The sequence below is a fragment of the Streptomyces yamdrokensis genome (genome assembly GCF_053890455.1).
Window position 1 is genome coordinate 6570730 of the sequence record NZ_CM132679.1, and the last position, 25754, is coordinate 6596483.

Consider the following 25754-nt stretch of genomic DNA (forward strand, 5'->3'; position numbering starts at 1 on the left):
AGGACGAGTCCACCTGCCCAGAGCCGGAGAGCGGACGCTCCCGACCGGTACTCGCCGGTCCCGGCGACAAGAAGCAGGATGCCCATGAGGACGCAGAGGGCGGAGATCAGTGTGCTGACGAGACGAGTCACGCGCTTGTCATCAGCCATGATCCCGCGCGGCGGGAGCGAAGGGAGCTTGTCGGTGGCGCAGTTCGTCCTGCTCTTCACTGTTCTTCTGGCGTTGCTGCTCGGGGGCGGCGGCGTATTCGCCATCGTCACCGGACGGGTCGGCGTCCGGTGGGTACGCCGCCCCGTCCACCCCCAGTGGTGGGGTGCCGGCGCGTTGGTCATGGGCCTTGCCGTGGGGACGGTGAGGATCGCGCCTCCCGCCGTCTTCATGGTGTTGTTCCTGTGTGCCGTGGGGCTTCAAGCAATGTCCTACGGAGTCGCCAGGGCGCCCGAACAGCCCCGTATGCAACGGAATAGACCGGATTCCTGAGAGGCGCACCCGTCGCCGAACCCGCTCGGTGGTCTGGACCGGTGCCGTGTGTCCTGTGTTCAGGGACGGTTCGTTCCGTGCTTGCCCTCTGCGTTCACGATCCTCGCGGACCGGGTCCTTCGCGCACAGGGAGATCGTATGAGCGAGCACACGCACCACCGCCCCGGACCGGGGCGCCGGTCTCTGTTGCAGGCGGCGGTCGTCGTTCCCGCGACAGGAGCCACCGCGGCCGTGCTCGGGGCCGGGACGGCGGACGCGACACCCCACACGAACACCGGTACCCGGCGAGGCCGTTTCGACGAGGACAGTCCGCGCTTCTCGGTGGCGGTACTCCCCGACACCCAGTACCTGTTCGACGCCGACAGCGCGGACCCGGAGCCGCTGAAGGCGACCTTCCGGTACCTGGCGTCCGAGCGCGGCGAGGCGAACATCGCGTTCATGACGCACCTCGGCGACATCACGGAGCACGGTACGGAGGACGAGATCGAACTCGCCGCCGACACCTTCCGGTCCCTCCACGGCAAGGTCCCCTACAGCGTTCTCGCAGGCAACCACGACATCGCCTCGGGTGACGACCAGCGGGGCGACAGCGCGTACCTCCGGGCCTTCGGACCCCGGCGCTTCAAGGGCATGCCCACGTTCGGCGGTGCCTCTCCCGACGGCTACAACAGCTACCACGTGCTGCGCGCCGCCGGCCGGAAGTGGCTGGTGCTCGCCCTCGACTGGCGGGCCTCGGACAAGGGGCTCGCATGGGCGCAGGGCGTCCTCGACGCGCACCCCGCCCACCCCGTCATCCTCACCACCCACGACATCGCCTCGGCCGAAGAGGACGGCGAGGCGCGCCTGTCGGGCAACGGGCAGCGGCTGTGGGACAGCCTGGTCCGGGGCAACGACCAGATCTTCCTCGCGCTGGGAGGCCACTACTGGCCGCCCGGCCGCACCGTGCTCACCAATGACGCGGGCCACGACGTACACGTCCACATCACCAACTACCAGGACCGCTACTACGGCGGCGCCGGCATGATCCGGCTGTACGCCTTCGACCTGGCGCGCAACGTCATCGACGTGCAGACCTTCGCCCCCTGGTTCCTCGCGCGCGACCCGGACAAGCGGACCCCGCTCGAGGCGGAGACCCTCGAACTGACCGGTTCCACCGACCGGTTCAGCCTCGACATCGACTTCGCCGACCGGTTCGCGGACTTCGCCTCCGTCGTCGCGCCCAAGCCGCGGCCCGCGCACCGGGTCATGCCGAGGGGCACGGTGGCCTACTGGCGGTTCGACGCCGACGGCCTGTCCGCCGCCGGCCGTCCCGGCTCCCCGGTGCCCGCCGGGGCGGTGGTCCGTGACCTGACCGGGAACGGCAACGACCTGGCCGTACGGCTGCTCCACGACAGCGCCGCCGACGTCGTCACCTGGTCGGCCGACCACCACGACGGTCAGCCCGCGCACGCCAGCCTGCGGTTCGACGGAGGGAAGGCGCCGGACCGTGGGGCCGTACTGACCACGAAGTCCACGGCGCCGCTGAACAGCTCGAAGTTCCGTTCCGGGTTCACCATCGAGACCTTCATCAAGCTCCCCGACCCGTTCGAGGGCGACCACGCCTGGATGGGCATCCTCAGCTGGGAGGGCCGCAACGGGGACGCGGGCAAGACCACGGGCTGGTCGAAGGACGAGCCCACCTGCAGCCTGAACGTCTCCCCGGAGCGCTTCCTGCAGTTCGTGCTCTACCCGGACGTGCAGGACGCCGACCCCACCTCGTGGAGCCACACGCTGCCGGTCGGCCGGTGGACCCACATCGCCGTCGTCAACGACGGGCGACGCACGGTGATGTACGTGGACGGCTCGAAGATCGCCCGCAACCCGGCCCAGCCCGCCACCGGCATCGAGACGCTCGGCAAACCGTTCGTCATCGGCGGCACCCAGTTCGCCGAGAAGTTCGGGCAGGGCTTCTACGGCTGGATCGGCGACACCCGCATCGTCGAACGCGCTCTGAGCCCGGAGGACTTCCTGCAGCACCTCCCGTCCTCCGGGTAGCCGACCGCCGAGCGCGCCTCGGCCGACGTCCGTCGCCGCCCCGGGGACACGGGAACGCCTTGGACGGCCACGGATGTTGCCCGATGCGTGAGTGAAAACCGGCCGGTACCAGGCCCGTTGTCCGGCCAAGCGCTCTCCCGCCTGCTCGGCACGCAGCAGTTCGGCACCCTCGACACCATGCGGAGCAGCGGCCCCCACCCGCCTGGCCGTCATGGCCTGCAGCCGGGAGGCCTTCCCGGTGACGGCGCTCGACGCGATCGGTGCCGTCGCCGGTAGTGGGAGAACCGCGGGCGAGCCTCACATCGGCAGGAGGCAGCCGGTACGGGCCTGTACGAGTGCCTCCGCGAGGTCCCGTAGGTTTCCGGCCGTGTACGTCGGGGTCGGCATGACCCGTGGGCAGTCCGCTGTTCCGCGTCGCAGCCACGCGCCGCGGAGTCCCGCGCGCTGTGCCCCGTCGATGACCCACGGGTGAACCGCTACCAGGACGGCCTCGTCGGGACGTACTCCCGTCTGCTCCACGGCGTACTGGTGGGCATCTCGGGCCGGTTTCCAGCGCCGCGGCCCGCTCACGTCCGGACGGCCCTCGAAGCAGTCCGTGAGCCCGGCCCGGCCGAGGAGCCCCTCACTGAGTTCCGAGCTGCCGTTGGTCATGGTCACCAGCCGGGATCCGCTCTCGTGAAGAGCGCGGACGCCGTCGGGAACATCCGGGTGCACCTCAAGGAGGGAGAACCCCTCCGGCACGTGATCGGCCGCGTCCTCGACATCGCCGGACCACCCGGGCACACCGGGCAACAACCCCTGCACTCCCTCTCGGGCCACGGCGGAGAACTCCGCTGCCGGAGTCCTTCCCGCACCCTGCGCCGAGCGTAGGCACGCGAGGCGGCCCCGGCACACTTCCGGCCGCCTTCCGGATGCGCCGATGGGGCGGGCGGCTCCCTCGGCATCAGGGCGGACCTCCTCCGCGCTCCGCAGCGACCGGCATCGGCACCATCACCCGTTCGTCCCGGGGCCCGATGTGCGGTAAGACGCAGAAATCGGTACGTCGCCCGCAGCGGCGCCGTGCATCCGCCCGGGCCGGTCGGTCGGTGGCGCTGAGCGGCTCAGTTTCCTCCGGACAGCAGCACAGCGGCGCACGGACGTGTCCCCCCACCCCGCCCGGCTGGTGCTGAAAAGGTCTGAGCGGGACACACGTAAAGACGGGACAGACGTCAAGCAGCGGTGCGCACGACAATACGAGGCGCCGCGTGGCGAGAGGAAAGAGGTCGGCGATGCGCGCATTGACCGTGCGGCCCGGTGAGAAGGATTCCCTGGAGGTACGGGAGCTGCCTGATCCCGCCCCGGCTGTCGGCGAGCTGCTGGTGCGGGGCCTGGCGGTGGGGGTGTGCGGAACGGACAGGGAAATCGTCCGGGGCGAGTACGGCTGGGCCCCCGCGGGCCGGGAGTGGCTGGTCCTGGGGCATGAGTCCCTCGGGCGGGTGCGGCAGGCGCCGCCCGGCAGCGGGTTCTCGGCCGGTGACCTTGTCGCCGGGGTGGTGCGCCGGCCGGACCCCGAACCGTGCGGGGCCTGCGCCCGCGGGGAGTTCGACATGTGCCGCAACGGCCGTTACACCGAACGCGGTATCAAGGAGATCGACGGTTACGGCGCGCAGGCGTGGTGCGTGGAAGCCGGCTACGCGGTGAGGCTGGAGCCGCATCTGGAGCGCGTCGGGGTGCTGATGGAACCGACCACCGTGGTGGCGAAGGCATGGGAACAGGTCGAGAGGGTCGGTGCCCGTTCGTGGTTCGAGCCGCGTCGCGCCCTGGTGATGGGTGCGGGGCCCATCGGTCTGCTGGCCGCCCTCCTGGGCACCCGGCGCGGGCTGGAGGTGCATGTGCTCGACCGGGTGACCGAAGGGACCAAGCCCGCGCTGGTACGGGAGCTGGGCGCCACCTACCACGCGGAGGACGCCGAGCAGGTCGTCTCCGCCGTGCGCCCGGATGTCGTCATCGAAGCCACGGGCGCGAACGAGCCCGTCCTCGCGTCGCTGACGGGCACCGCGTCCTACGGGGTGGTGTGCCTGACCGGTGTGTCGCCCGCCGGCCGCAGGATGACCGTGGACGCGGGCGCCATCAACCGGGAGATCGTGCTGCAGAACGACGCGGTGGTGGGCTCGGTCAACGCCAACCTGCGTCACTACCGCCAGGCTGCCGACGCCCTGGCGCAGGCCGACCTGTCATGGCTCGAGCGCCTGATCACCCGGCGAGTGCCGCTGGAGCGCGCGGAGGAGGCTTTCACGCCACGACCGGACGACGTCAAGGCAGTCGTCGAGCTGTAGGCGGCAATATCCGAAGGAGAGCTCGGGATGTCTCACCACACTGCTCCGTTGGTCGTCGTCATGGGAGTGTCGGGTTCGGGAAAGACCACAGTGGGCCGACTGCTGGCACGGGACCTCGGTGTCCCCTACGCCGAGGGGGACGACTTCCACCCCGCGCCCAATGTGGCGAAGATGCGAGCGGGCCACCGGCTCGATGACGAGGACCGCCGCCCCTGGCTGCACGAGATCACACGATGGCTGGTCGGTCATGCGAACAGCGGCGGAGTGGTGACGTGCTCGGCGCTCAAGCGGGGCTACCGCGACCAGCTGGCCTCCACCGCCCCGCACGTCTTCTTCCTCCACCTCGATGGCTCGCCCGAGCTGATCGCGGCACGGATCAACGCGCGGCAGGGCCACTTCATGCCGCCCGCTCTGCTGCGTACACAGTTCGCCGACCTCGAACCGCTGGACGACGGCGAAGCGGGCGCGGCCATCCCGGTCGACGGAACGCCGCAGGAGACCGCTGCCCTCGCTCATGCCGCCGTCACCTCGTCCTGAGCCGTGCCCGGCCTCCGCGTGCGCCGAACCCTGTACGGAGCCCTTCGCCGGCCGTGACCGCACTCTCCCGGGGCGAGACCGCGTTCCTGGAGCAACCGGCCACCGAACGCCGGCCGGCCTCGGCGCCGAGCCGCCCTGCCCCGGGGGCATCCGGATCCCAGGAACGAAAAACCGGAACTATCAGCATCCAACCGGACGGCTTCGGGTGAAAAGTGTTCATGAAGCTGCAAGACGAACTTCCAGTCGACCATCACCTGGCGACCGTCTACCGCTACGGTGCCGCCTTCTGCGGCCTCGTCCTGCTCGCCTTCGCCGGCCTCGGCTTCGCCGACGCACTCAGTCCTTTCAGTACGTCGGGAAACACGATCGCGGGCATGACCAGCAACGTCGCGCTCAGTGTCATCTCCACCGCGGTGGGACTGGCGCTGCTCGTCGGCGCCGCCGTCGGCGGCAACTTCGCCTCCACCCTCAACATGACGGTGGGCGGGCTGTTCCTGCTGAGCGGCTTCGCCCACACCTTCGTGCTGGGACGCCCCGCCAACATCCTGGACTTCGGCATGAGCAACGTGATCTTCAGCTACGTCATGGGGCTGCTCATCGCGACGTTCGGCATGTACGGCCGGATCTCCAGCAGGCTGTCCCACGACAACCCCTACTGGCAACGCAGGCACTCCGGCCGGACGGCCCGGGAAACGCAGGCTGCCGCACGGCGGGACGCGGCACCGCAGTCACTGCCCCGGGCCGGGAGCCAGGACTCCCGGGGCGGACGCACTTCACTCCGGTGACGCCGCCGGCCGAGCCGACACGGGGTGCGTGTGCTCCCCGAGGACGGTGCCGTCGCCCCTGCGGGGGGCGCCACGGCGGTCCGGGGCCGGTTGTCCGGCCACGTCGAGGGCGGCGAGCGCCTGCGCCCGGCGGGCGCATCCCAGGCCGGCGAGGTCCGCCGCGGTCCTGCCCCCGTCGCCTCCTGCCGACCCTCGGTGCCGTCTGGTGTCCCCGTCCGCGGGCCGGGGAAGGCGTCGGGCGGCCTCCCCGCGCCTCCTCTACAGTGGAGGAAGACGCAGGCACGCCTGCTTCCGGCCACCGTCGTCACAGGTGGTCCGCGCGTTGTGAGAAGTCGTGAGAAGGAGTGGCGTCCCCCGATGGGTGAGCCTCCTGGCACCGCCCGTGCCCTGTCCCGTCCGCCCTCCGTGAGCGAGGGATCGGGGGCGGCACGATGACCGAGGTCCTGTTGCTTCTGCTGGCCCTCCTGCTCACCCTGGCCTGTGCGGTGTTCGTCGCGGCCGAATTCTCCTTGACCACAGTCGAGCGAAGTGACCTGGAACGCGCCTGTGAGGCCGGCGAGCGCGGCGCGGAGGGCGCGCTGAAGGCCGTACGCCGCCTGACCCTCCAACTGTCGGGCGCCCAGCTCGGCATCACCGTGACCTCCCTGGTGATCGGCATGCTCGCCGAGCCGTCGCTCGCGGCCCTGCTGCGCGGTCCGCTCCGGGAGGTCGGTCTGGGCGGCGCCGCCTCGTCGGTGGCGACCGTGCTGGGCGTGGTGGTGTCCACCGTCGTGCTGATGGTCGTCGGCGAGCTGGTGCCCAAGAACTGGGCGATCTCCCGGCCGCTGGCGGTCGCCAAGGTGGTGGCCGGACCGCAGCGCGGCTTCACGGCTACGTTCGGTCCGTTCATCCGGCACCTGAACAGCACCGCGAACCACTTCGTACGCCGCATCGGCATGGAGCCCACCGAGGAGCTGGCCTCCGCCCGCAGCTCCGAGGAACTGGTCGCGCTCGCCCGGCATTCGGCCGCCGAGGGGGCGCTGGAGGCGGACGCGGCCGACCTGTTCGTCCGTACGCTCCACCTGAGTGAGCTGACCGCGGAGAACGTGATGACGCCACGCATCGATGTCAAGGCGCTGGAGGCGCACGCGACGGCCGCGGACGCCGCCAACCTCACCCATGCCACCGGCCTGTCCCGCTTCCCGGTCTACCGCGACAGCCTGGACGAGGTCGTCGGCACCGTCCACATCCGTGACGTCCTCGCCCTGGAACCGGAACGGCGCGCCGTCACGCCGGTCACCGAGCGGGCCACCGAGCCCCTGCTGGTGCCCGACAGCCTCACGGCCGACCGGCTGCTGGAACGGCTTCGGGCGACCCGCACCATGGCCGTGGTCATCGACGAGTACGGCGGTACGGCGGGCGTGGCGACGGTGGAGGACATCGTCGAGGAGGTCGTGGGCGAGGTCCGCGACGAGCACGACCCCCTGGAGACACCCGACCTGGTGCCCGCGCCCGCCACCGGGGACGGCCGTGCGGCATGGGAGGCGGACGGCAGCGTACGCATCGACCAGCTCGCCGGCATAGGGCTCACCGCGCCCGACGGCCCGTACGAGACCGTGGCCGGGCTGATCGCCACCCGCCTGGGCCGCATCCCCGCCGAAGGCGACGTCATCGCCCTCGACGGCTGGCGGCTGGACGTCCTGGAACTGGAGCACCACCGCGCGGACCGGGTCCGTATCACCGAACCGGTCCGTGTCCCGGCGCAGCCGGGGGAGGAGTCCCGATGACCGGCCTCCAGCTCGCCGTCGGCGTCCTGATGATACTGGTCAACGCCTTCTTCGTCGGCGCCGAGTTCGCCCTGATCTCGGTGCGCCGCAGCCAGGTCGAACCCCGCGCCCACGCGGGCGACAAGCGGGCGCGGATGACCCTGTGGGGTCTGGAGCACCTGTCCACGATGATGGCCACCGCCCAGCTCGGCATCACCGCGTCCTCGCTGGTGCTGGGTGCGGTCGCCGAACCGGCCATCGCGCACCTGCTGGAGCCGGGCTTCGAGGCGGCGCGCATACCGGACGGCCTGGTGCACCCGATCGCGTTCGTCATCGCGCTCGGCCTGGCGACATACCTGCACATGCTGTTCGGCGAGATGGTCCCGAAGAACATCGCGCTGGCCGCCCCGACCGCCACCGCGCTGCTGCTGGGGCCGCCGCTGGTGGCCCTCACCCGCGCGCTCAAGCCGGTCATTTTCGGCATCAACGCCTTCGCCAACGCTCTGCTGAAACTGCTGCGCGTCGAACCGAAGGACGAGGTCGCATCCGCCTTCACCGACCACCAGCTGGCCCGCATGGTCGTCGACTCCAGAGAGGCCGGCCTGCTCTCCCCCGCCGACGGCGAACGGCTGCGCGACGCGCTGGAGCTGGGCACCCGGCCGGTGGGCGAGATCCTCGTCCCGGCCCGGCGGATGCACACCGTCGATCACACCATCACCCCGGCGCGGCTGGAGCGGGTGGCGGCGGAGGCGGGCTACTCCCGGTTCCCGGTCACGGGCCGGGACGGCGGTCTCCTGGGGTACCTGCACATCAAGGACACCCTCGGTCGCACCGACCGTGACCAGCCCTTCCCCCGCGGTGCCTTCCACCCGGTCACCCGGGTCCGCATCGACACGCCACTGGACGACACCCTCACCGCCCTGCGCGCCGACGGCAGTCACCTCGCCGCCGTGCTCGGCGAGGGCGACAAGGTGATCGGCGTCGTCACGATGGAGGACGTCCTGTCGGAGCTGGTCGGACCGGCAGCTCCTGCCACCGCGTGACCCCGGCCCGGCCCGGCCGCCCGCCGGATGTCACGCCCGGTTGTGCCCTGCTGGTCACCGGACGCCCTGATCGGGCGCCGGCACAACGAACCCGCCCAGGTGCCCGGGTGGGCCCCGTCCGGTCGGCCGGCACGTCGACGGCGTACGTGGATCCGGACTCAGTCCCTCGCCGGGCCGAGATACACCGGCAGGCTGCTGACGGAGTTGGAGAAGATGGACGGAACCGCGCTCAGCTCGGCGGGGTCGGCGGCGAGCCGTAGGCCCGGATAGCGGGCGAACAGCGGGGGCAGAGCGGCCATCGCCTCGAACCGGGCCAGGGTGGGTCCGATGCAGACGTGCGGTCCGCCGCCGAACGCCATGTGCTTCTTGACCGGTCGGTCGATGTCGAACCGGTCGGCGTCCTCGCCGTACTGCGCCGGGTCGCGGTTGACCCCGCTCCAGGGCGCGAGGATGCCGTCGCCCTTGGGGATGGTGACACCGGCCACGGTGATGTCCTCGACCGGGAACCTGGCCGGGAAGTTGCCGACCGGGGCATCCCACCGCAGGGTCTCCTCGATGACCTTGCCCCACGTTTCGCTGTCGCCGTCGCGGGCGACGGCCAGCTGGTCCGGGTGGGTGAGCAGCGCCCGCGTCGCGTTGGTGATCAGGCTGATCGAGGTCTCATGGCCGGCGCCGATGAGCATCCACAGCGTGTCCTCGAGCTCGTCGTCGGTGAGCGCGTCGTCCTCGTCGTTGTCGGCGAGCAGCGCGCTGGTCAGGTCGTCGGCCGGTTCGGCGCGCCGCATGGCGAAGAGCCGCTGCCACAGTTCGTGCCGCTCCTGCTGGGTGGCGAGGAACTGCTCGGCAGTCGTGTCGGCCCGTACGACGGTGTCGATGAGCTCGCGGAACCGCGGCCACCACGGTTCGGGTACGCCTATGAGCTCGCATATCACCTGCATGGGGAACGGGTAGGAGTAGTGCCGCCGCAGGTCGACGGTGCCGTCCGGTCCGACCTGGCCGGGCAGACCGTCCAGCATCGTGGTCACGATCTGGTCGATGCGCGGTCGCAGGCGCTCGACTCGGGTACGGGTGAACGAGCGGGTCAGCGGGCGGCGCAGCCGACGGTGCTCCGCGCCGTCGCGGGCCATCGCGTTGTTGAGCCGGATCATGCTGAGCAGTGGCCAGTCGTCGGGGATCTCGCCGCGTTGCAGGGCATCCCAGTTGCGCCAGTCCCGGCCCACCCTCGGATCGGCGGCGAGTTCGGCGAGCAGCGCGTAGTCGGTGACCACCCACATCCGGACGCCACCGGGAAGCTCTGCGCGGACAACCGGGCCGAGTTCGCGCATCCGGGCCGCCTCGCCATGGCGGTCGGTGCCCAGGGGATCGATGTGGACGAGAGGGGGGGCGGTTCGGTCGACCGTCGAGTCGGTCATGGTGATGCGCCTCCTGGCTGACTGGATGTCGACTGAATTTCAGGGCACGGGAATGAAGTGAATGCCAGCACGGCCCGCTTGAGAATCGGTTAATATTTTCTATAATTCCCAGTTCTGGGATTTGTGACTCATGCCACTTGGCGTTTGATTGACGCCTCTTGTGGGCTTGCTAGTCTCCTGTCGCGTAGCCGCTCAGGTCAGTGGACTATGCGGTGTTCCAATAGTGGTTGGGGGGCCCAGTATGAATACACCGACTTCCTTGACGCGGGCGTTGAGCCCGGCGGAACGCTGGTACTGGATTATCGACCAGCTTTCCACGCTCAATGTCTGCGCCCGGGTCCGTATTGAGGGTGAGGTGCCCGCAGCGGTTCTGCGCGATGCGCTTGGCGCGCTTCAGGCCCGGCATCCGATGTTGCGCTTGGCCATCACGGAAGAGCCGTCGGACTCGAGCGGCACCGGACCGCGGTTCGTGCCGACGAGTAATGCGATTCCACTGCGCGAGGTGAAGCTGAGCGAATCCGATGATTCGCGATGGGTGCGTGAGGTGGACGGCCATGAGCTGGCGGAGCCGATCGACTGGCGGTCCGGTCCGCTGGCCCGCGCCGTCGTCATCGGGCAGCCGGGGCAGATCCACGATCTCGTCATCACCGTCCCGCACTGCATCTCGGACGGGACCACCGCGCTCGCGCTGCTGCGGCAGTGGGTGCGGCTCGCCGCCGAGCCGCCGGCGCCCGGCCGGCGCCCCGCTGAGAATGGATCCACCCCGGTCCCGGTCCCGGTCGAAGCCCTCTTCCCGGCGCACTACCGCGTGATGCCGGGCGTCCTGCCCGACAGGGCCGCGACCGGCGGGGGCGGTCTGGAGGCGGACCCGGGCGGGGTGGGCCGGCTGGAGCCCGGGCGATTCGTGCCGTTCCACCAGCGCCGGACCCGGCTGCTGCACCGATTCCTCGGAAGTCGTGTACTGCAGAGCCTCGCGACGGCGTGCCGGCGGGAGGGCGTCACCTTGCACGGTGTGCTGGCCGCGGCGATGGCCTGTGCCGTGGCACGTGACGCCGGCGCCCCGCCGCCCGCGCATTTCGCGGTGGGCTCTCCGGTCGCCTTCCGGGACGAACTCGAGCGGCCGGTGTCCGAGGACGAGGTCGGCTGCTACGTGTCGGCGGTGCACTCCGTGGTCCGCTATCAGCCGGGCGATCTGTGGTCGATGGCCAGATTCATCAATCGCGATATCGCAGCGCGCAGGCGACGCGGCGAGCAGTATTCGGTGTTCGGCCTCCTCGCCGACCAGGGGCCGACCGGTGTCGCGGACAGTGGGCCGTTGGTCCAATACATCGAGGAGCACGGCTCTTTCAACTTCTTTGTGTCCAACATCGGGCGGTTCGACTTTCCCGGGAAGCTGGGTGCGTGGGGATTTTCCGGGGCGCAGTTCGTGGGGGGTATTTCGGTGGTCGGCTACTTCGCCTCGTCGGTTACCACCAGCCACGGCCAGTTGTCGTGGAACTTCACCTACATCGACGAGGCGATATCCCGGGAGCGCGCTGAGCGCCTCGTCGACGACAGCGTCCGGGCCGTGCTCGAGGCAGCGGAGGAAGCCGCCTAGAACGAGTCAGAAAGAGCTCGCCAGTGTTGGCATCTCCGGCAGGTCCGCCACCGGCCGCGGAGGCGGCGTCACCACCTCCGCGTCGTCGAGGGCGGGGTCCAGGGTCAGCACCGACTGGTGGAATTCCCTGAGCTTGGGAGAAGGCTCAAGACCGAACTCGTCGAGCAGGTTGCGCCGTAGCTTGTGGAACAATTCCAACGCGCGGACTCGGTATCCCGACCGGTACAGCGCGATCATGTACTGGGCGTGCAAATTCTCATGGAAGCGGTTTTGCGAGGTCAGCACCGCGAGTTCGCTGAGGATCTGGCGGTGCAGGCCCAGCTTCAGGTCCAGTTCGATGCGGTAGTCCAGCATCGTCATCCGGGACTGCTCCAGAGCCGCGGCCTCGGCGCGGATCCTGATGCCCGGTTCCACATCACTCATCATGGGTCCGTGCCACAGGTTCAGGGCTTCGCGGAAGTGCATGGCGGCCGAGCGGAAATCGCCGGTCGCCATGGCATTGCCGCCTGCCCTTTGGAGCCGATGGTGGATCTCCAGGTCGAACTGTCCGGGCTCGACGGCGAACCGGTACCCGTTCTGCACCGTCTGCAGCATGGTCCGGGCCACCTCCGCGGAAGAGGACCCGGTGCTCTGGGCCAGCCTCTTCCGCAGGTGGAACACATAGATCTGCAGTGCCGCGCGCGCGTTCTTGGGCGGGACGCCCTTCCACAGCTCGTCCGTCATCTCCGAGACGGGCACGACCTGCTCGTGGTTGAGCAGCAGAAGCGCGAGCAGGGTGCGCGGCTTCTGCGCTGTGGGTGTTATCTCGACGGCGCCGTGGTGGATCGACAGCGGCCCCAGGACCCTGATGCGCATCATCGACCGCCCTGCGTCAGCCGAGCTTGAGGCACACCTGAACCCCCTGGTGGACCGGGAGCCTTACGGAAAGGTACCCGTTGGCCGGGTCGTTGATGTGGTCCAGGAATTCCTGGTAGAAGCCCCGGCCGATGTCGAGGTCGATGTCATCTACGACCACCAGGGCGCCGGGCCTCAGCCGGGGTTCCACGACGTCGAGGATCGGCAGTCGCAGGTCGAGCCATCCGTCCAGCAGTAGCAGGTCGACCGGTCCGGGGAGTTCTCTCAGCGTCTCCCGCGCGTCGCCGAGCCGCAGGTCGATGAGGTCGGCGAGGCCGGCGGCGGCGAAACTCTCCTGTGCGCGGCGTGCCTTGTCCTGCTGCAGCTCGGTCGTGATCACCTGACCGCCGCCGTTGTCGCGTACCGCGGACGCCAGATAAAGCGTCGAAATCCCGAAAGAGGTACCGAACTCCACCACGGTTCGTGCGCTGACCGCCCGGGTGAGCAGGTACAGCAGGTCCCCGCCCTCCCTGGACACCGACATGATGATGTCCTTCGTGCGTTCAGCCAGCTCGGCGGCGCTCAGCTCGATGGGGTAATCGCCGGCCATGTCCACGCCGGCCTCAGCGAAGGCGGCCACCAGATCCTGCTTTTCCTCGGTGGCCAGCAGCCGGTTCAGGGTCGAGGCGACGGCGTCCGATCGTAATGTTGATGGCATGGGCAGGTTGCTCCTCATGGGATGTGAAGGGCTCAGGGGATCAGGACGGTCCTGCCGGGCAGTTCTCCGGCGGCGGCGGCCTCGTGGACGGCGCTCAGCTCGGGCAGCGGCCGGCGCTGGGCCACGTGGATCCGCAGTTCCCCGGCATCCACGCGGCTGACCAGCTCAGCGAGATGGCCGGCGTCGCTGCGCCCGAAGACCTGCAGGTTCCGCACCCCGCGCTCGATGTCCTGCAGGCCCGGGGGGACGGTGTTGGCGAAGGCTCCGCCGTCGACGACCAGGTCCACCAGGCGCGCGAGCTCCTCCGGGCCGAGGAACACCAGGTTCAGCACCGCATCGAACTGCTGCCCGGCCACCGCCTCCTGGAGAGGGGTGGAGGTGTAGTCGACGATCCGGTCCGCGCCGTAGGACTGGACGCGGTCGTGGCTGCGCGCGCCGGCGGTCGCGGTCACGACCGCGCCGGCCTGTGCCGCGAGTTGGATGGCGTATCCGCCCACCGCGCCGCCCGCGCCGTTGATCAGGATGCTCTGCTCCGGCTTCAGGCCGATGTGCTCGAACAAGGCCTGCCAGGCAGTCAGCCCGACCGAGGGCAGCGCCGCGGCGTCGGCCAGTTCACCGGTGCGGGGGGCGTTCGCCAGCGTCTCGGCCGGCGCGACGGCGTATTCGGCAGCCGCGCCGGGCGAGGCGATCGGCAGCCATGCCACCACCGCGTCCCCGACGCTCCAACCGCTCACGCCCTCGCCGACCTCGGTGATGACACCAGCCACGTCGTAGCACGGGACGTGCGGCAGGACCAGTGGGAACACTTCCGGGAAGTAGCCGGCGCGGATCGAGGCGTCCACCGGGTTGAACGCGGCACCGGCCACCCGCAGTACGACCTGGCCCTCACCCGCCGTCGGCCGGTCCGCCTCCTCGAAAACGAGGACGTCCGTGGCGCCGTAGGAGTGGTAACGCATCGCCTTCATCATCATCACCGCTTCTCTCGATTGCTTCGAACTCGAAGCACCATAATAGTGTGCTTCGAGTTCGAAGCACACCTCTCCGTTGATCCGGGCAGCAGGTACGCTCATTGGGTGAGCGGCTCCCACTCGGCCGCCGACGCGGACAGCGCTGGCGCACTCGATCCCCAGCAACTGGCGGCGTACTTCGCGCTCATGGAAGCCGTCAGCCTGCTCCAGCACCAGGTCGAGCAACAGCTGCGCGCCGAGGGCGACCTCAGCTATGTGCAGTTCCAGCTCCTGGCCCGCCTCGCCACGTCCCACGGCCGCATGACCATGACGCAACTCGCCGACGGTGTCGTCTACAGCCGCAGCGGGCTGACGTACCAGGCCGGGCTGCTGGAGGAGGCCGGTCTCATCACCCGCGGTCGCAGTCCCGACGACGACCGCGCCACCCTGGTCACCGTCACCGACAAAGGCCGGGCCCTGTTCGACCACGTCCTGCCCGGCCACGTCCAGGTCACCCGCCGGATGCTGTTCGACCCCTTGTCCGACGACGAGCTGGGACGACTCGGCGACATCATGACCCGGGTGCGGGACCACATGCGTGCCCAGCCCCCCCGTTCCGCCGCTCGTGGCAACCGCGGCCCGAGCCCGGCGTCCCGGGCCAAGGCCGCGCCGCAGGAATAGCGGCCTGCTCCGGCCCGGCCGGGCACTAGCGATCGCCGAAGCGCAGCGGGAGCTTTTCCGGACCGTGGATGCCGGTCGGTGGCCGCCAGCTGACCGGGCCCACGACGGAAGGCGGGCCCAGCCGCTTGACCAGCGCGGACAGCGCATCCGCCATTTCGGCACGGGCGAGCGGGGCACCCAGGCAGTAGTGCAGACCCGCGCCGAAGAGAAGAGGGGGTGCCGTGCTGCTGGTCGTGATGTCGAACGAGTCGCCGTGCTCGAAGACGCGCGGGTCGCGCTGCGCGGTCTGGGCGCACATCGTCATGAAGGTGCCCTTCTCGATGTGCAGGCCTCCGTAGTCGAAGTCCTCGGCCGCGCACCGGTAGATGATCGGCGTCGACGGGGACCAGCGGATGATCTCCTCGATGGCCTGGGGCGCCAGCTCGGGGTGCTCGGCCAGCAGGTTCCACTGCTCGGGGTGCTCGGCGAAGACGACCATGGCATTGGAAAGCTGATGGCAGGTGGTGTCGTGGGCGGCGAACACCAGCGTGACGAGAAGGTTGCGTAGTTCGTCCTCGCTGACCTGGCCTTCTTCTCGCTGCGCGGTGACCAGTGTGGAGATGAGGTCATCGCCCGGGTTCTTCGCCTTGTCCTCCATCAGTGAGGAGATATAGCCGTTCAGCCCTACGACGGCCCGCTCCACGCGTGCGACGATGTCGCCGCCGTGGATCATGCTGAAGACGAGGCCGATGTCGTTGGTCCACAGGCGGAACGTGTCGTAGTCCTCCCTCGGCACGCCGAGCATCCTGCACATGACCGCCAGCGGCAGCGGGTCCGCGAAGCTCTCGACGAACTCGCACGAGCCGGCCGATGCCATCTCCTCGGCCATGCGCTCGGCCTCTGCTCGGATGAACGGCCGCAACTCACTGATCATGCGCGGGGTGAAGGCCTTGCTCACCAGGCCGCGCAGCCGCCGGTGATCCTCCCCGTCATGATTGTTGATCATGGGGACGAACCAGTCGTAGATCGGTCCGTCGAAGACACCGTTCTGCTCCATGTAGCCCCGGCCGTTGTGATCGAGCCGCCGGTCCCGCAAGAGTTCCTGGGCCTCGGCGTACCGCAGGACGAGGAGGCCCATCGGGCTGTTCGCATACCAGCTCCTCGTCTGGGCCGCCATCACCTCGGGCGCGCCGAAGTCGAACTCCGGATCAACGACGTTGAGGAACGGGACATCGGAGGTCGACGCGTTCTCCGCCGTAACCATGCTTGGACTCCTTGACTTATCCGCCGATGGACAACGATGCGCGGGTGGCAGTGGCAGTGGCAGTGGCAGGGTCGCCTTCGGTGGCCGGCAGCAAGTGCCGGGCGGTCCTGGCCGCCCTTTCGGCCGCCCGTTCCGTCGCCCCCGCCCGGCCGGACGCCGCACCGATCCACCGGTGCAGACGGGCCCGGCGCAACCGCCCGGTGGTTTCGTACAGCACCTCGGCGACCAAGGCGTGGGTGAAGCGGAACCAGCCGAGGCGCCGCTGGTCCTCCATGATCAGGCCCGCCGCGATCGCGGTGTCGAGGGCCGCCAGTGCCGCGTCGATCCCGACCGGCACGACGTCGGCGACGACCGCGATGTCGAAGTGCCGGCCGACGACGGCTGCCACCGACAGCACCTCGACCGCAGGCCGGGGCAGCCGCGCGATGCGTCCCAGCACCACCTCGCGCACCAGGGCCGGCACCGGGGCCGCACGGGGATCGTCCACGTACTGGTCGTCGGCCAGCAGCCCGATCATCTCCCGCAGGAAGAACGGGTTGCCGTCGGTGCGGGCACACAGCCCTTTCGCGGTATGGCTGCTGACTTCCCGGCGCAGGACGGCGCTCGCCAGAGCCCGGGTGTCCTGGGGGGTCAGCCCTTCCAGCTCCAGCCGCGTCATCTCCCCGCGGGCCAGGGCGGCCAGCGTCTCGGCCAGGACCGGTGCCTCGTGCGACCGGTAGGACACGACCAGCAGCAGCCGGCTTGCGGGCACCGACTCGGCCAGGTGGGCCAGCAGCCGCAGGGAGCCCGGATCCGCCCGGTGCAGGTGGTCGAGCATCACGACCAGCGGTCCGGACCGGGACAGGCCGGTCAGGTACTGGACGATCGCCTCGAAACGCCGCAGCGCGGCACCGGGCGGCTCCGCGCCGTCCGTCGGCCGCTGGGTGTCCCCGTCCAGCAGCTCCGACACCGGGCGGGGTATCGAGTGCCGCGGGAAGGCGGCGGCCGCCGCACGCAGCACCTGCTCCCAGACCCACAGCGACGGTGCGGTGACGTGCTCGGTGCAGGTACCCCAGAGCACCGGCACCCCCGTCGGCTCGGCGAAGCGCCGCAGCAGACTGGTCTTTCCGGCTCCCGGTTCCCCGGACACCGTGACCACGCGCCCCCGGCCGGCCTGTGCCGCGGCCAGTGCCTCGGTCAGCTGCCGCAGCGCCGCCTCCCGGCCGACGAACACCTCTCCGTCGGCGTCCGGCGCCGGCGGCGGACCGGCCGAACCAGCCCGCGGGGGGACCGCGGTCCCGCTGAACCCCGGCGAGGCCGGGAGGGCCGGGGTCGGGTGCCGGTCCAGGGACGGGGCCTGGTTCAGGATCTTCCGCCTGAGGTGCTGCAGCGCCATCCGCGGGTCGACGCCCAGCTCCTCGGTCAGCCGTACCCGCATGGTCTGCAGCACTTCCAGTGCGTCGGCCTGCCGACCGGCCCGGTACAGCGCCAGACTCAGCAGCTCACAGCCGTACTCGCGCAGCGGATTGGCCTTCATGAAGGCCTCCAGTTCGGCCGCCGCCATCTCATGGGCCCCCAGGTCCAGCAGCGCCGCGCAGCGCATCTCGACGACCGACAGCCGCAGCTCCTGCAGCCGCGCCACCTCCGGCACCACACAAGGAACAGCGGCCACCTCCTGGTAGGCCTGTCCCCGCCACAGCGCCAGCGCCGCCTCGAACTCACTCAGCGCCCGCTGCGGGTGCTCCTGGCCCCTGGCCTGCCAACCCGCCTTGGCGTGCTCGACGAACCTGCGGGCGTCGACGTCGGTGGCGCCGACGTCCAGCAGATAGCCCTGGGTGCACGTGCGCAACACGGTCGCCGGTCTTCTCGGCGCACGATCCGGTTCCAGCAGCTTTCGCAGGTTCGCCACATACGCCTGGAGCGAGGTCATCGCCGAGGGCGGCGGATGCCCGGCCCACAGGGCCTCCATCATCACGTCCACGCTCACCGGCTGGCCCACCTGGCTCACCAGCAGCGCGAGCAACGTGCGCTGCTTGGGTGCCCCCAGATCCACCGGCCGGCCGGCAATCATTGCTTCCACTGGGCCCAACGCGCGGAATTCCACCGTGACCTGGGGGCCGCTGTGTACGGCCGGCGACTGCGTCTTGGTCACCGGGCGGATCCCGTAAGGCATAAGCTCCCGACGACTAATGCATTGATCATTTCAAGCCTTTCCGGGGGCGGTCAGCTGCTGTGTGTGATCATGTTGCGGAGTTCGTTCTGAGTGTCCGCTGTGCATCTGGGCATCGGCTGGTCGAGGCTATGGACGCCCGCTGAAAAATCTCTTAAAAGGCCCTAGGGTCTGTGCGGGTTGAGATCATGGAGGGGCTGGCCGGCTGTGCGGCTGGAGGGCGTATCCGCGCAGGTGGGACCCGGCGGTGCGGCTCTCGGGTGTCTTGTCGTGACGGGCGGCCGGCCCTTGCCGTTCCTTTACTTCCCGAACGTCCCTTCGCCGGGACCGGGACGAAGCGTGGGCCGTCGGCGGCCTGCCCGTCGGCCGCTCGTCCACCGGGTCGTCCTGCCCCTTCGCCGGAGCCGCTCCTCCTCCGCCACGGCTTTCTCCAACGGGTCGAGAAGCTCCGCGTCGCGGGCCGCCGCCTCAACGACCAACGCCTCCGTCAGCGCCTGGAGGACCCCGGCGTGCGCCCGCAGCCAAAACCGGTCATGGACCGTCGACCAGGAGCCGTGGCGTCCCGCCCCGCCAAGGACTGCCGGGTCCGCACCCTCCGCATCACCGCACCGAAGCAGCGGCGCAGGTCAGGAACCGGCCCGGACACTCCCAGCGGCAGATGCGGCTCGACCGACTCCCACTCCGCATCGGGCGGACCGCCACGCGTCACGCGCCCGCTCCACCGCAGCCGGCACCCCCTTCGGAGGGGGAACGGCGATCCGGTGTCGTGAGAGGCGGACGGGGCGCCAAGCCGGCGCCAACTCGTTGAACAGCCCCGGCCAAGTCGGGTGGCCGATGCTGTCGCACGACTCGAAGGGATCGGTCCATGACTGCAGAAGCAACGCTCGCACGTTTCCGCGAATACATGGTGGGGCCCGCGCGGTTCATGAATCTGCTGTCCTGCTTTGAACTCGGCGTCGTCGATGCGCTCCGGGAGAATCCCGGCATGACGGCGGCCAAGCTCGGCGATACCGTCGGGGCCAAGCCGGATGCCGTGGAGCAGCTCCTGTATCTGCTGGTCAAGGAGGGCTTCGTCGCGTACGACGAGGCTTCCGGCGCATACTCGCTGGACGCGCTCGCCGACGTGGCCGACGTCGATCTCCAGCGGGTACTCGCTTTCATGGACAAGATCAAGGTCACCACGCTCCGGCAGCTGTTCTACCTCACCGAGAGTGTGCGGAGCGGGACCGTCGTCGGCCTGCGCGAACTCTACGGGTTCGACGGGGACCTGTACGCCGCCATGGGCGTGCACGCGGACCTGCGCGAATCATGGTCGAGGTTGATGGACTCGGTCACCGAGCGCATTGATCCCTGGTTCTTCGACAACATCGACGTCCCCTCCGGCGCGCAGGTGCTCGATCTGGCCGGGAACACCGGTCTCGGCGCGATCCACACCTTCCGGATGAAGGCGTCCCCCGGACTTCGGGTGACCACGTTCGACCTTCCCGACAAGGAAGAAGAATGCCTGCGGAACTTCCGGGATCACGGTGTGGCCGAGCACTGCTCGTTCATCGGCGGTGACGTGTTCGAAGCCGTCCCCGAGGGCTTCGACGTCGTGCTGGTCAAACACTTCCTGAACATGTTCGACAAGGGGGATGTACTCAAGATCCTGGAGGGTGTCCACCAGTCGCTGAATGTCGGCGGACAGGTCGACATCCTGGTGCCGATATATTCCGAGAACATCAGGGATTCCTGCACCGTCGACTACTACCCGTCCTTCTTCCTCGGCTGCGCCACGGGTCAGGGTGGGCCGCAGAAGCTGTCGACGTTCCGGGCCTGGCTGGAGGAGACGGGGTTCACCGTCACAAAGGCGATTGCCCAGGATCCCGCCGACCTTCCGCCGGACGCCCTTCCGCTGCAGGGCATTCTGTGCGCGACGAAGACTGCATGATCAGCCGGGTTCGTCCTGGCTCCACCATTGGTTTCGCATGCCCAGAAGGGATCGGTCCATGACTGCAGAAGCAACGCTCGCACGTTTCCGTGAATACATGGTGGGGCCCGCGCGGTTCATGAATCTGCTGTCCTGCTTTGAACTCGGCGTCGTCGATGCGCTCCGGGAGAATCCCGGCATGACGGCGGCCAAGCTCGGCGATACCGTCGGGGCCAAGCCGGATGCCGTGGAGCAGCTCCTGTATCTGCTGGTCAAGGAGGGCTTCGTCGCGTACGACGAGGCTTCCGGCGCATACTCGCTGGACGCGCTCGCCGACGTGGCCGACAGCGACCTCCGGGGGGTGGTCGCCTTCCTGGAATTCATCAAGGTCACCACGCTCCGGCAGCTGTTCTACCTCACCGAGAGCGCGCGGAGCGGGACCGTCGTCGGCCTGCGCGAATTCTATGGTTTTGACGGGACCCTGTACGCTGCCGCGGCCGAGCACCGGGACCTGGGCGACCCCTGGGCAAAGGTGATGAACGCGACCACCGCGCGCATCGACCCCTGGTTCTTCGACAACATCGACGTCCCCTCCGGGGCGCAGGTGCTCGATCTGGCCGGGAACACCGGCCTCGGTGCGATCCACACCTACGAGCTCAAGAAGTCGCCCGGGCTCCGGGTGACCACATTCGACCTTCCCGAACGGGAAGAGGAGTGCCTGCGGAATTTCCGGGATCACGGTGTGGCCGAGCACTGCTCGTTCATCGGCGGTGACGTGTTCGAGGGCGTCCCGAAGGGCTTCGACGTCGTGCTGGTCAAACACTTCATCGACATGTTCGACAAGGGGGATGTACTCAGGATCCTCGACGGCGTCAGCCAGTCGCTGAACGTCGGCGGGCAGGTCAACGTCCTGGTGCCGGTGTACCCGGAGAACATCGAGGACACCGACAACTACACCATCGACTTCTTCCCGAGTTTCTTCCTCGGCGCCTCCATGGGCCAGGGCGGGCCGCAGAAGCTGTCGACGTACCGGAGCTGGCTGGAAGAAGCCGGTTTCACGGTCACCAAGGCGATCTCCAAGGATCCCGCCGAGCTGCCGCCGTACGCCCTCCCCGTGCAGGGCATCCTGTGCGCGGTGAAGACCTCCTGATCGTCGCGCGCCACTCGTAGCCACGACGACACCCACCACACTGGAGGGTCATGTCCCGCCGCCTGTTCACCTCGGAATCCGTGACCGAGGGGCATCCCGACAAGATCGCCGACCAGATCAGCGACACCGTCCTCGACGCGCTGCTGCGCCAGGACCCCACCTCGCGCGTCGCGGTCGAAACCCTGATCACCACCGGTCAGGTGCACATCACGGGCGAGATGACGACCTCCGCCCGGGTCGACATCGCCGGCCTGGCGCGGCGGAAGATCCTCGACATCGGCTACGACTCCTCCGCCAAGGGCTTCGACGGCGGCTCCTGCGGTGTGTCGGTGTCCATCGGCTCGCAGTCGCCCGACATCGCGCAGGGCGTCGACACGGCGTACGAGAAGCGCGTCGAGGGCGCCTCCCGCGACGAAGGAGGTGACGAGCTGGACAAGCAGGGCGCGGGCGACCAGGGCCTGATGTTCGGGTACGCGACCGACGAGACGCCCACCCTGATGCCGTTGCCGATAGAGCTCGCCCACCGCCTCTCGCGCCGCCTGGCGCAGGTCCGCAAGGACGGCACAGCCCCCTACCTGCGCCCTGACGGCAAGACCCAGGTCACCATCGAGTACATGGGCAGCCGACCGGTCCGCCTGGACACGGTCGTGGTCTCCTCGCAGCACGCGCGCGATGTCGACCCGGACTCGCTGCTCGCCGCCGACATCCGCGGGCACGTCGTCGAACACGTCCTGGCCCAGCTGGCCGACGACGGCATCAAGCTGGAGACGGACGACTGCCGCCTGTTGGTCAACCCGACCGGCCGGTTCGAGATCGGTGGCCCGATGGGCGACGCCGGGCTGACCGGCCGGAAGATCATCATCGACACGTACGGCGGCACGGCCCGGCACGGCGGCGGCGCCTTCTCCGGCAAGGACCCCTCCAAGGTGGACCGCTCCGCGGCGTACGCGATGCGCTGGGCCGCCAAGAACGTGGTCGCGGCCGGCCTGGCCTCGCGCTGCGAGATACAGGTCGCGTACGCGATCGGCAAGGCCGAGCCGGTCGGCCTGTTCGTCGAGACCTTCGGCACCGCCAAGGTCGCCGTCGACAGGATTGAGCACGCCGTCGCCACGGTGTTCGACCTGCGCCCGGCGGCGATCATCCGGGACCTCGACCTGCTTCGCCCGATCTACTCCCAGACCGCCGCCTACGGCCACTTCGGCCGTGAGCTGCCGGACTTCACCTGGGAGCGCACCGATCGCGTCGACGTTCTGCGCGAGGCGGTGAAAGCGGGCTGAACGGCCCGGCCCCGCCGGGGTGCCCGGCGCGACAGCCAGTGGTGCGCGGTTTCCCCGGCCGCGCACCACTTCCCCGCCGGGCACCGGCGACCGGCAGCCGTCAGGTCCCCGACACCGGCTCAGGTCCAAGGAGTGCTCTTCCGTGCGTATCGCCGTGACCGGATCGATAGCGACCGATCATCTGATGGTGTTTCCCGGACGCTTCGCCGAGCAGTTGATCGAGGGGCAGTTGGAACGGGTCTCCCTGTCGTTCCTGGCCGACCGGCTGGAGGTGCGCAGAGGCGGCGTCGCCGCCAACATCGCATGCGGCCTCGGACGGCTCCGGCTGAACCCGATCCTGGTGGGCGCGGCGGGCGTCGACTTCGCCGAATACGGCGCCTGGCTGCAGGCGAACGGCGTCGATACCTCCTCGGTGCTGGTCAGTGACAGGCTGCACACCGCGCGCTTCGTGTGCACCACCGACGAGGACCAGAACCAGATCGCCACCTTCTACGCCGGCGCCATGGCCGAGGCGCCCCGGATCGACCTGGCCGCGATCGCCGCGCGCACCGGCAAGCCCGCCCTCGTCCTGGTCGGGGCCGACGACCCCGCGGCCATGCTGCGGCACACCGCCACCGGCCACCGCCTCGGCATCCAGGTCGCCGCCGACCCCTCCCAGCAGCTCGCCCGCCTCGACCGCGAGCAGGCCCGTCAGCTGGTCGACCACGCACGGTGGCTGTTCACCAACGAGTACGAGGCCGCCCTCCTGATGGAACGCACCGGCTGGACGAAGCGGCAACTGCTCGACCGGGTCGGCACCTGGATCACCACGCGGGGCGCGTCCGGGGTGTCACTGGCCTCGTCCGGTGCCGCCACGCTGGAGATACCGGCCGTACCCACGGACAAGATCACCGACCCCACGGGGGCGGGCGACGCCTTTCGGTCCGGCTTCCTCGCCGGCGCGGCGTGGGGGTGGTCGCAGGAGCGGGCCGCCCAGTTCGGCTGCGCCCTGGCCACCACCGTGCTGGAGTCGGTCGGCACCCAGGAGTACAAGCTGGTCCCGTCGGATCTGGTCGCCCGCATTGCCCGGACTTACGGCATCGAAGCGGCCCGCGCCGTAGAGCCGCAGTGGTCATGACTGCGGTGGGGGAGTCACTCGGCACCGGGGTGGTGGCCGGCGGGCGACGGACAGGATGCTCCAGGTCCCGGATCCGGTGCCGGAGGACCTCCGGCGGGACGCCCTTGTCCGGCGCGCGCCGGGCCGTGGACGCCCTCGGCGTCGATCTGCCGCTGATCTGCTCACCGCCAGTCCGCGACCCGGCGCCGACCGAGCGCGGACCGAGCCCGCAGCGGCGTCGCCGTATCAGACGGTGCCGTTCCGCCAGGACACCTGCTGCCCCGGCACCGCCGCCGAGCAGACCCGGAACCCGGAGCCCGGTACACCGTGACCACCTCCTCTGAGACAGCGGGCACCCCGCACGACGTCCTCGCGGACGACGCCCGCACCCGCCTCGCGGAGCTGCGCGCCCCACCGCAAGCACGGCAACCCGCCCCAGTAGCCCGTTTCCCGCTCCAGCGCGGCAAGGGAGGATCACAATGGCGTCGAAGCAGGACGAACGCGTGCTGGTCGTCGGTGCCGGCATAGCCGGCATGTCGGCGGCGATCGCCTTGCGCCGCAACGGTGTCGCGGTCGATCTGATCGACATCGGTACCGACTGGACGGTGACCGGCGCCGGCCTCACGATCACCGGGCCGACGCTGCGGGCCTTCCGGCAGCTCGGCGTGTACGACGAGATCGCCGCGCAGGGCTACGCCGGTGAGGGCATCCGGGTGTGCGGGGTCGACGGCGAGCCCATCAGGGACATCCCGACGCCGATGCCGCCGGAGGCCCGGGTGTGCGGCTCGGGCGGGATCTCCCGGCCGGTGCTGTACAGGATCCTCTCCTCGCGGGTGCTCGCCGACGGCGTCCGCCCGCGCTTCGGTACGGCCGTCGAGAGGATCACCCACGACGGCGACGGCGTCGACGTCACCTTCAGCGACGGCACCACCGGCCGCTACGGCATGGTCGTCGGAGCGGACGGGATCTACTCTCGGACCCGCGAGCAGGTGTTCCCCGGCGCGCCCCGGCCGGAGTACACCGGGCAGAGCGTGTGGCGGATGTTCGTGCCGCGCCCGCCGGGGGTCGACCGCCGCCACTACTTCCTCGGAGGCGAGGCCAAAGTCGGCTGGACACCGGTCTCGGCGACCCGGATGTACATGTTCGTGGTCGAGCGCACACCACGGGTGGCCCGCAAACCGCACGAGCTGCCGGGCCGCCTCGCCGGCCTGCTCGAACCGTACGGCGGGTACGTGCGGCAGTTCCGGGCGTCGATCAGCGGGGACACCGGGATCGTGTTCCGCCCGCTGGAGTCGTTCGACCTGCCGGGCCCGTGGCACTCCGGGCGGGTGATCCTGATCGGGGACGCAGCCCATCCGACGACGCCGCAACTGGCCTCCGGGGCCGGGATCGCGGTCGAGGACGCCCTGGTGCTCGCCGAGGAACTGGCCCGCCACGGGTCCGTCGCCGAGACGTTCGACGCGTTCACCGCACGGCGCGAGCAGCGGTGCCGGCTCGTCGTCGAGAGCTCGATCGAGATCGGCCGGCTCGAACAGCAGCAGGCGCCACCGGAGGCCCAGACGGCGGTGGTGGAACGTGTGCTGGCCAAGCTGACGGAGCCGGTCTGAACTCTCCGCACCCCGGTTCGCTGTGCTGCTCGGAGTCGGTTTCCCGGGAAAGCCGTCGGTCACGTCGGAACCGTCCCGCTCGATGCCGGACACGGCTGCGTCGCTGAGGGAAGCGTCCTCGCGGTCGGTGTCGTCAAGGAGTGATGGCAGGTCGAGCAGGTTGCTCCTTGACGGCACCGGCGACGGCGATCCCCG

The 25754-nt window shown here is 69.8% G+C and carries 21 protein-coding genes; 14 read left to right on the plus strand and 7 right to left on the minus strand.

Annotation, left to right across the window (positions count from 1 at the left end; all coding sequences use genetic code 11):
* Positions 1-183 precede the first annotated feature (183 nt).
* On the plus strand, positions 184-480 hold the full coding sequence (locus ACWZEH_RS29040; protein ID WP_456194034.1) for a hypothetical protein: 297 nt from the start codon (positions 184-186) through the stop codon (positions 478-480).
* A 138-nt stretch (positions 481-618) separates the two neighbouring features.
* Entirely contained in the window at positions 619-2514 is a 1896-nt protein-coding gene (locus ACWZEH_RS29045; protein ID WP_456194035.1) for a laminin G domain-containing metallophosphoesterase family protein, read from the plus strand.
* A gap of 297 nt (positions 2515-2811) precedes the next feature.
* Here the strand turns inward: ACWZEH_RS29045 and ACWZEH_RS29050 are convergent, their stop codons facing one another.
* Positions 2812-3297, minus strand: a complete 486-nt coding sequence (locus ACWZEH_RS29050; RefSeq protein ID WP_456199886.1) for an HAD family hydrolase — start codon at positions 3295-3297, stop codon at positions 2812-2814.
* 485 nt (positions 3298-3782) lie between these two features.
* Here ACWZEH_RS29050 and ACWZEH_RS29055 point away from each other — a divergent pair, with 485 nt between their 5' ends.
* The 5 genes from ACWZEH_RS29055 to ACWZEH_RS29075 all read left to right on the plus strand — a co-directional run bounded on the left by ACWZEH_RS29055 (position 3783) and on the right by ACWZEH_RS29075 (position 8939).
* Complete coding sequence (locus ACWZEH_RS29055) at positions 3783-4829, plus strand: glucose 1-dehydrogenase (protein WP_456194036.1); 1047 nt, start codon at positions 3783-3785, stop codon at positions 4827-4829.
* A gap of 27 nt (positions 4830-4856) precedes the next feature.
* Positions 4857-5366, plus strand: a complete 510-nt coding sequence (locus tag ACWZEH_RS29060; RefSeq protein WP_456194037.1) for a gluconokinase — start codon at positions 4857-4859, stop codon at positions 5364-5366.
* 218 nt (positions 5367-5584) lie between these two features.
* Complete coding sequence (locus ACWZEH_RS29065; RefSeq protein WP_456194038.1) at positions 5585-6151, plus strand: DUF4383 domain-containing protein; 567 nt, start codon at positions 5585-5587, stop codon at positions 6149-6151.
* A 431-nt stretch (positions 6152-6582) separates the two neighbouring features.
* Positions 6583-7917: a hemolysin family protein gene (locus ACWZEH_RS29070; RefSeq protein ID WP_456194039.1), complete on the plus strand. Its 1335-nt coding sequence runs from the start codon at positions 6583-6585 to the stop codon at positions 7915-7917.
* On the plus strand, positions 7914-8939 hold the full coding sequence (locus tag ACWZEH_RS29075; protein WP_456194040.1) for a hemolysin family protein: 1026 nt from the start codon (positions 7914-7916) through the stop codon (positions 8937-8939). Before ACWZEH_RS29070 ends, ACWZEH_RS29075 begins: the two co-directional genes overlap by 4 nt.
* 158 nt (positions 8940-9097) lie before the next feature.
* Here ACWZEH_RS29075 and ACWZEH_RS29080 read toward each other — a convergent pair whose 3' ends face one another.
* Positions 9098-10351: a cytochrome P450 family protein gene (locus ACWZEH_RS29080; protein WP_456194041.1), complete on the minus strand. Its 1254-nt coding sequence runs from the start codon at positions 10349-10351 to the stop codon at positions 9098-9100.
* 259 nt (positions 10352-10610) lie between these two features.
* Between ACWZEH_RS29080 and ACWZEH_RS29085 the strand changes: the two genes are divergently transcribed.
* On the plus strand, positions 10611-11948 hold the full coding sequence (locus tag ACWZEH_RS29085; RefSeq protein WP_456194042.1) for a condensation domain-containing protein: 1338 nt from the start codon (positions 10611-10613) through the stop codon (positions 11946-11948).
* Positions 11949-11954: 6 nt separating this feature from the next.
* On the opposite strand, the gene ACWZEH_RS29090 is transcribed toward ACWZEH_RS29085, so the two are convergent.
* Genes ACWZEH_RS29090 through ACWZEH_RS29100 form a run of 3 tightly spaced genes read right to left on the minus strand, consistent with a single transcriptional unit; the run spans position 11955 to position 14471 of the window.
* On the minus strand, positions 11955-12806 hold the full coding sequence (locus ACWZEH_RS29090) for an AfsR/SARP family transcriptional regulator (RefSeq protein WP_456194043.1): 852 nt from the start codon (positions 12804-12806) through the stop codon (positions 11955-11957).
* 13 nt (positions 12807-12819) lie between these two features.
* Positions 12820-13518 carry an O-methyltransferase gene (locus ACWZEH_RS29095; protein WP_456194044.1) on the minus strand — a complete coding sequence of 233 codons (699 nt, stop codon included), beginning with the start codon at positions 13516-13518 and terminating at the stop codon, positions 12820-12822.
* Positions 13519-13532: 14 nt separating this feature from the next.
* Entirely contained in the window at positions 13533-14471 is a 939-nt protein-coding gene (locus tag ACWZEH_RS29100) for an NADP-dependent oxidoreductase (protein ID WP_456194045.1), read from the minus strand.
* Between the two features lie 102 nt (positions 14472-14573).
* Here ACWZEH_RS29100 and ACWZEH_RS29105 point away from each other — a divergent pair, with 102 nt between their 5' ends.
* The gene (locus ACWZEH_RS29105; RefSeq protein WP_456194046.1) at positions 14574-15128 is read left to right on the plus strand and encodes a MarR family winged helix-turn-helix transcriptional regulator; all 555 of its coding nucleotides are present in this window, start codon (positions 14574-14576) and stop codon (positions 15126-15128) included.
* A gap of 25 nt (positions 15129-15153) precedes the next feature.
* On the opposite strand, the gene ACWZEH_RS29110 is transcribed toward ACWZEH_RS29105, so the two are convergent.
* Entirely contained in the window at positions 15154-16371 is a 1218-nt protein-coding gene (locus ACWZEH_RS29110; protein WP_456194047.1) for a cytochrome P450, read from the minus strand.
* Between the two features lie 16 nt (positions 16372-16387).
* Positions 16388-18502: an ATP-binding protein gene (locus ACWZEH_RS29115; protein ID WP_456194048.1), complete on the minus strand. Its 2115-nt coding sequence runs from the start codon at positions 18500-18502 to the stop codon at positions 16388-16390.
* An 883-nt stretch (positions 18503-19385) separates the two neighbouring features.
* On the opposite strand from ACWZEH_RS29115, the gene ACWZEH_RS29120 reads away from it, so the two are divergent.
* The 5 genes from ACWZEH_RS29120 (at position 19386) to ACWZEH_RS29140 (ending at position 25559) form a co-directional block, all read left to right on the plus strand.
* Entirely contained in the window at positions 19386-20450 is a 1065-nt protein-coding gene (locus ACWZEH_RS29120; RefSeq protein WP_456194049.1) for a methyltransferase, read from the plus strand.
* Positions 20451-20508: 58 nt separating this feature from the next.
* A complete protein-coding gene (locus tag ACWZEH_RS29125; protein ID WP_456194050.1) occupies positions 20509-21579 on the plus strand; it encodes a methyltransferase in 1071 nt (356 codons plus the stop codon).
* A gap of 50 nt (positions 21580-21629) precedes the next feature.
* Entirely contained in the window at positions 21630-22856 is a 1227-nt protein-coding gene (gene metK / locus ACWZEH_RS29130) for a methionine adenosyltransferase (protein ID WP_456194051.1), read from the plus strand.
* 142 nt (positions 22857-22998) lie between these two features.
* Positions 22999-23973 carry a carbohydrate kinase family protein gene (locus ACWZEH_RS29135; RefSeq protein ID WP_456194052.1) on the plus strand — a complete coding sequence of 325 codons (975 nt, stop codon included), beginning with the start codon at positions 22999-23001 and terminating at the stop codon, positions 23971-23973.
* A 458-nt stretch (positions 23974-24431) separates the two neighbouring features.
* Positions 24432-25559 carry an FAD-dependent oxidoreductase gene (locus tag ACWZEH_RS29140; protein WP_456194053.1) on the plus strand — a complete coding sequence of 376 codons (1128 nt, stop codon included), beginning with the start codon at positions 24432-24434 and terminating at the stop codon, positions 25557-25559.
* Positions 25560-25754: the final 195 nt, after the last annotated feature.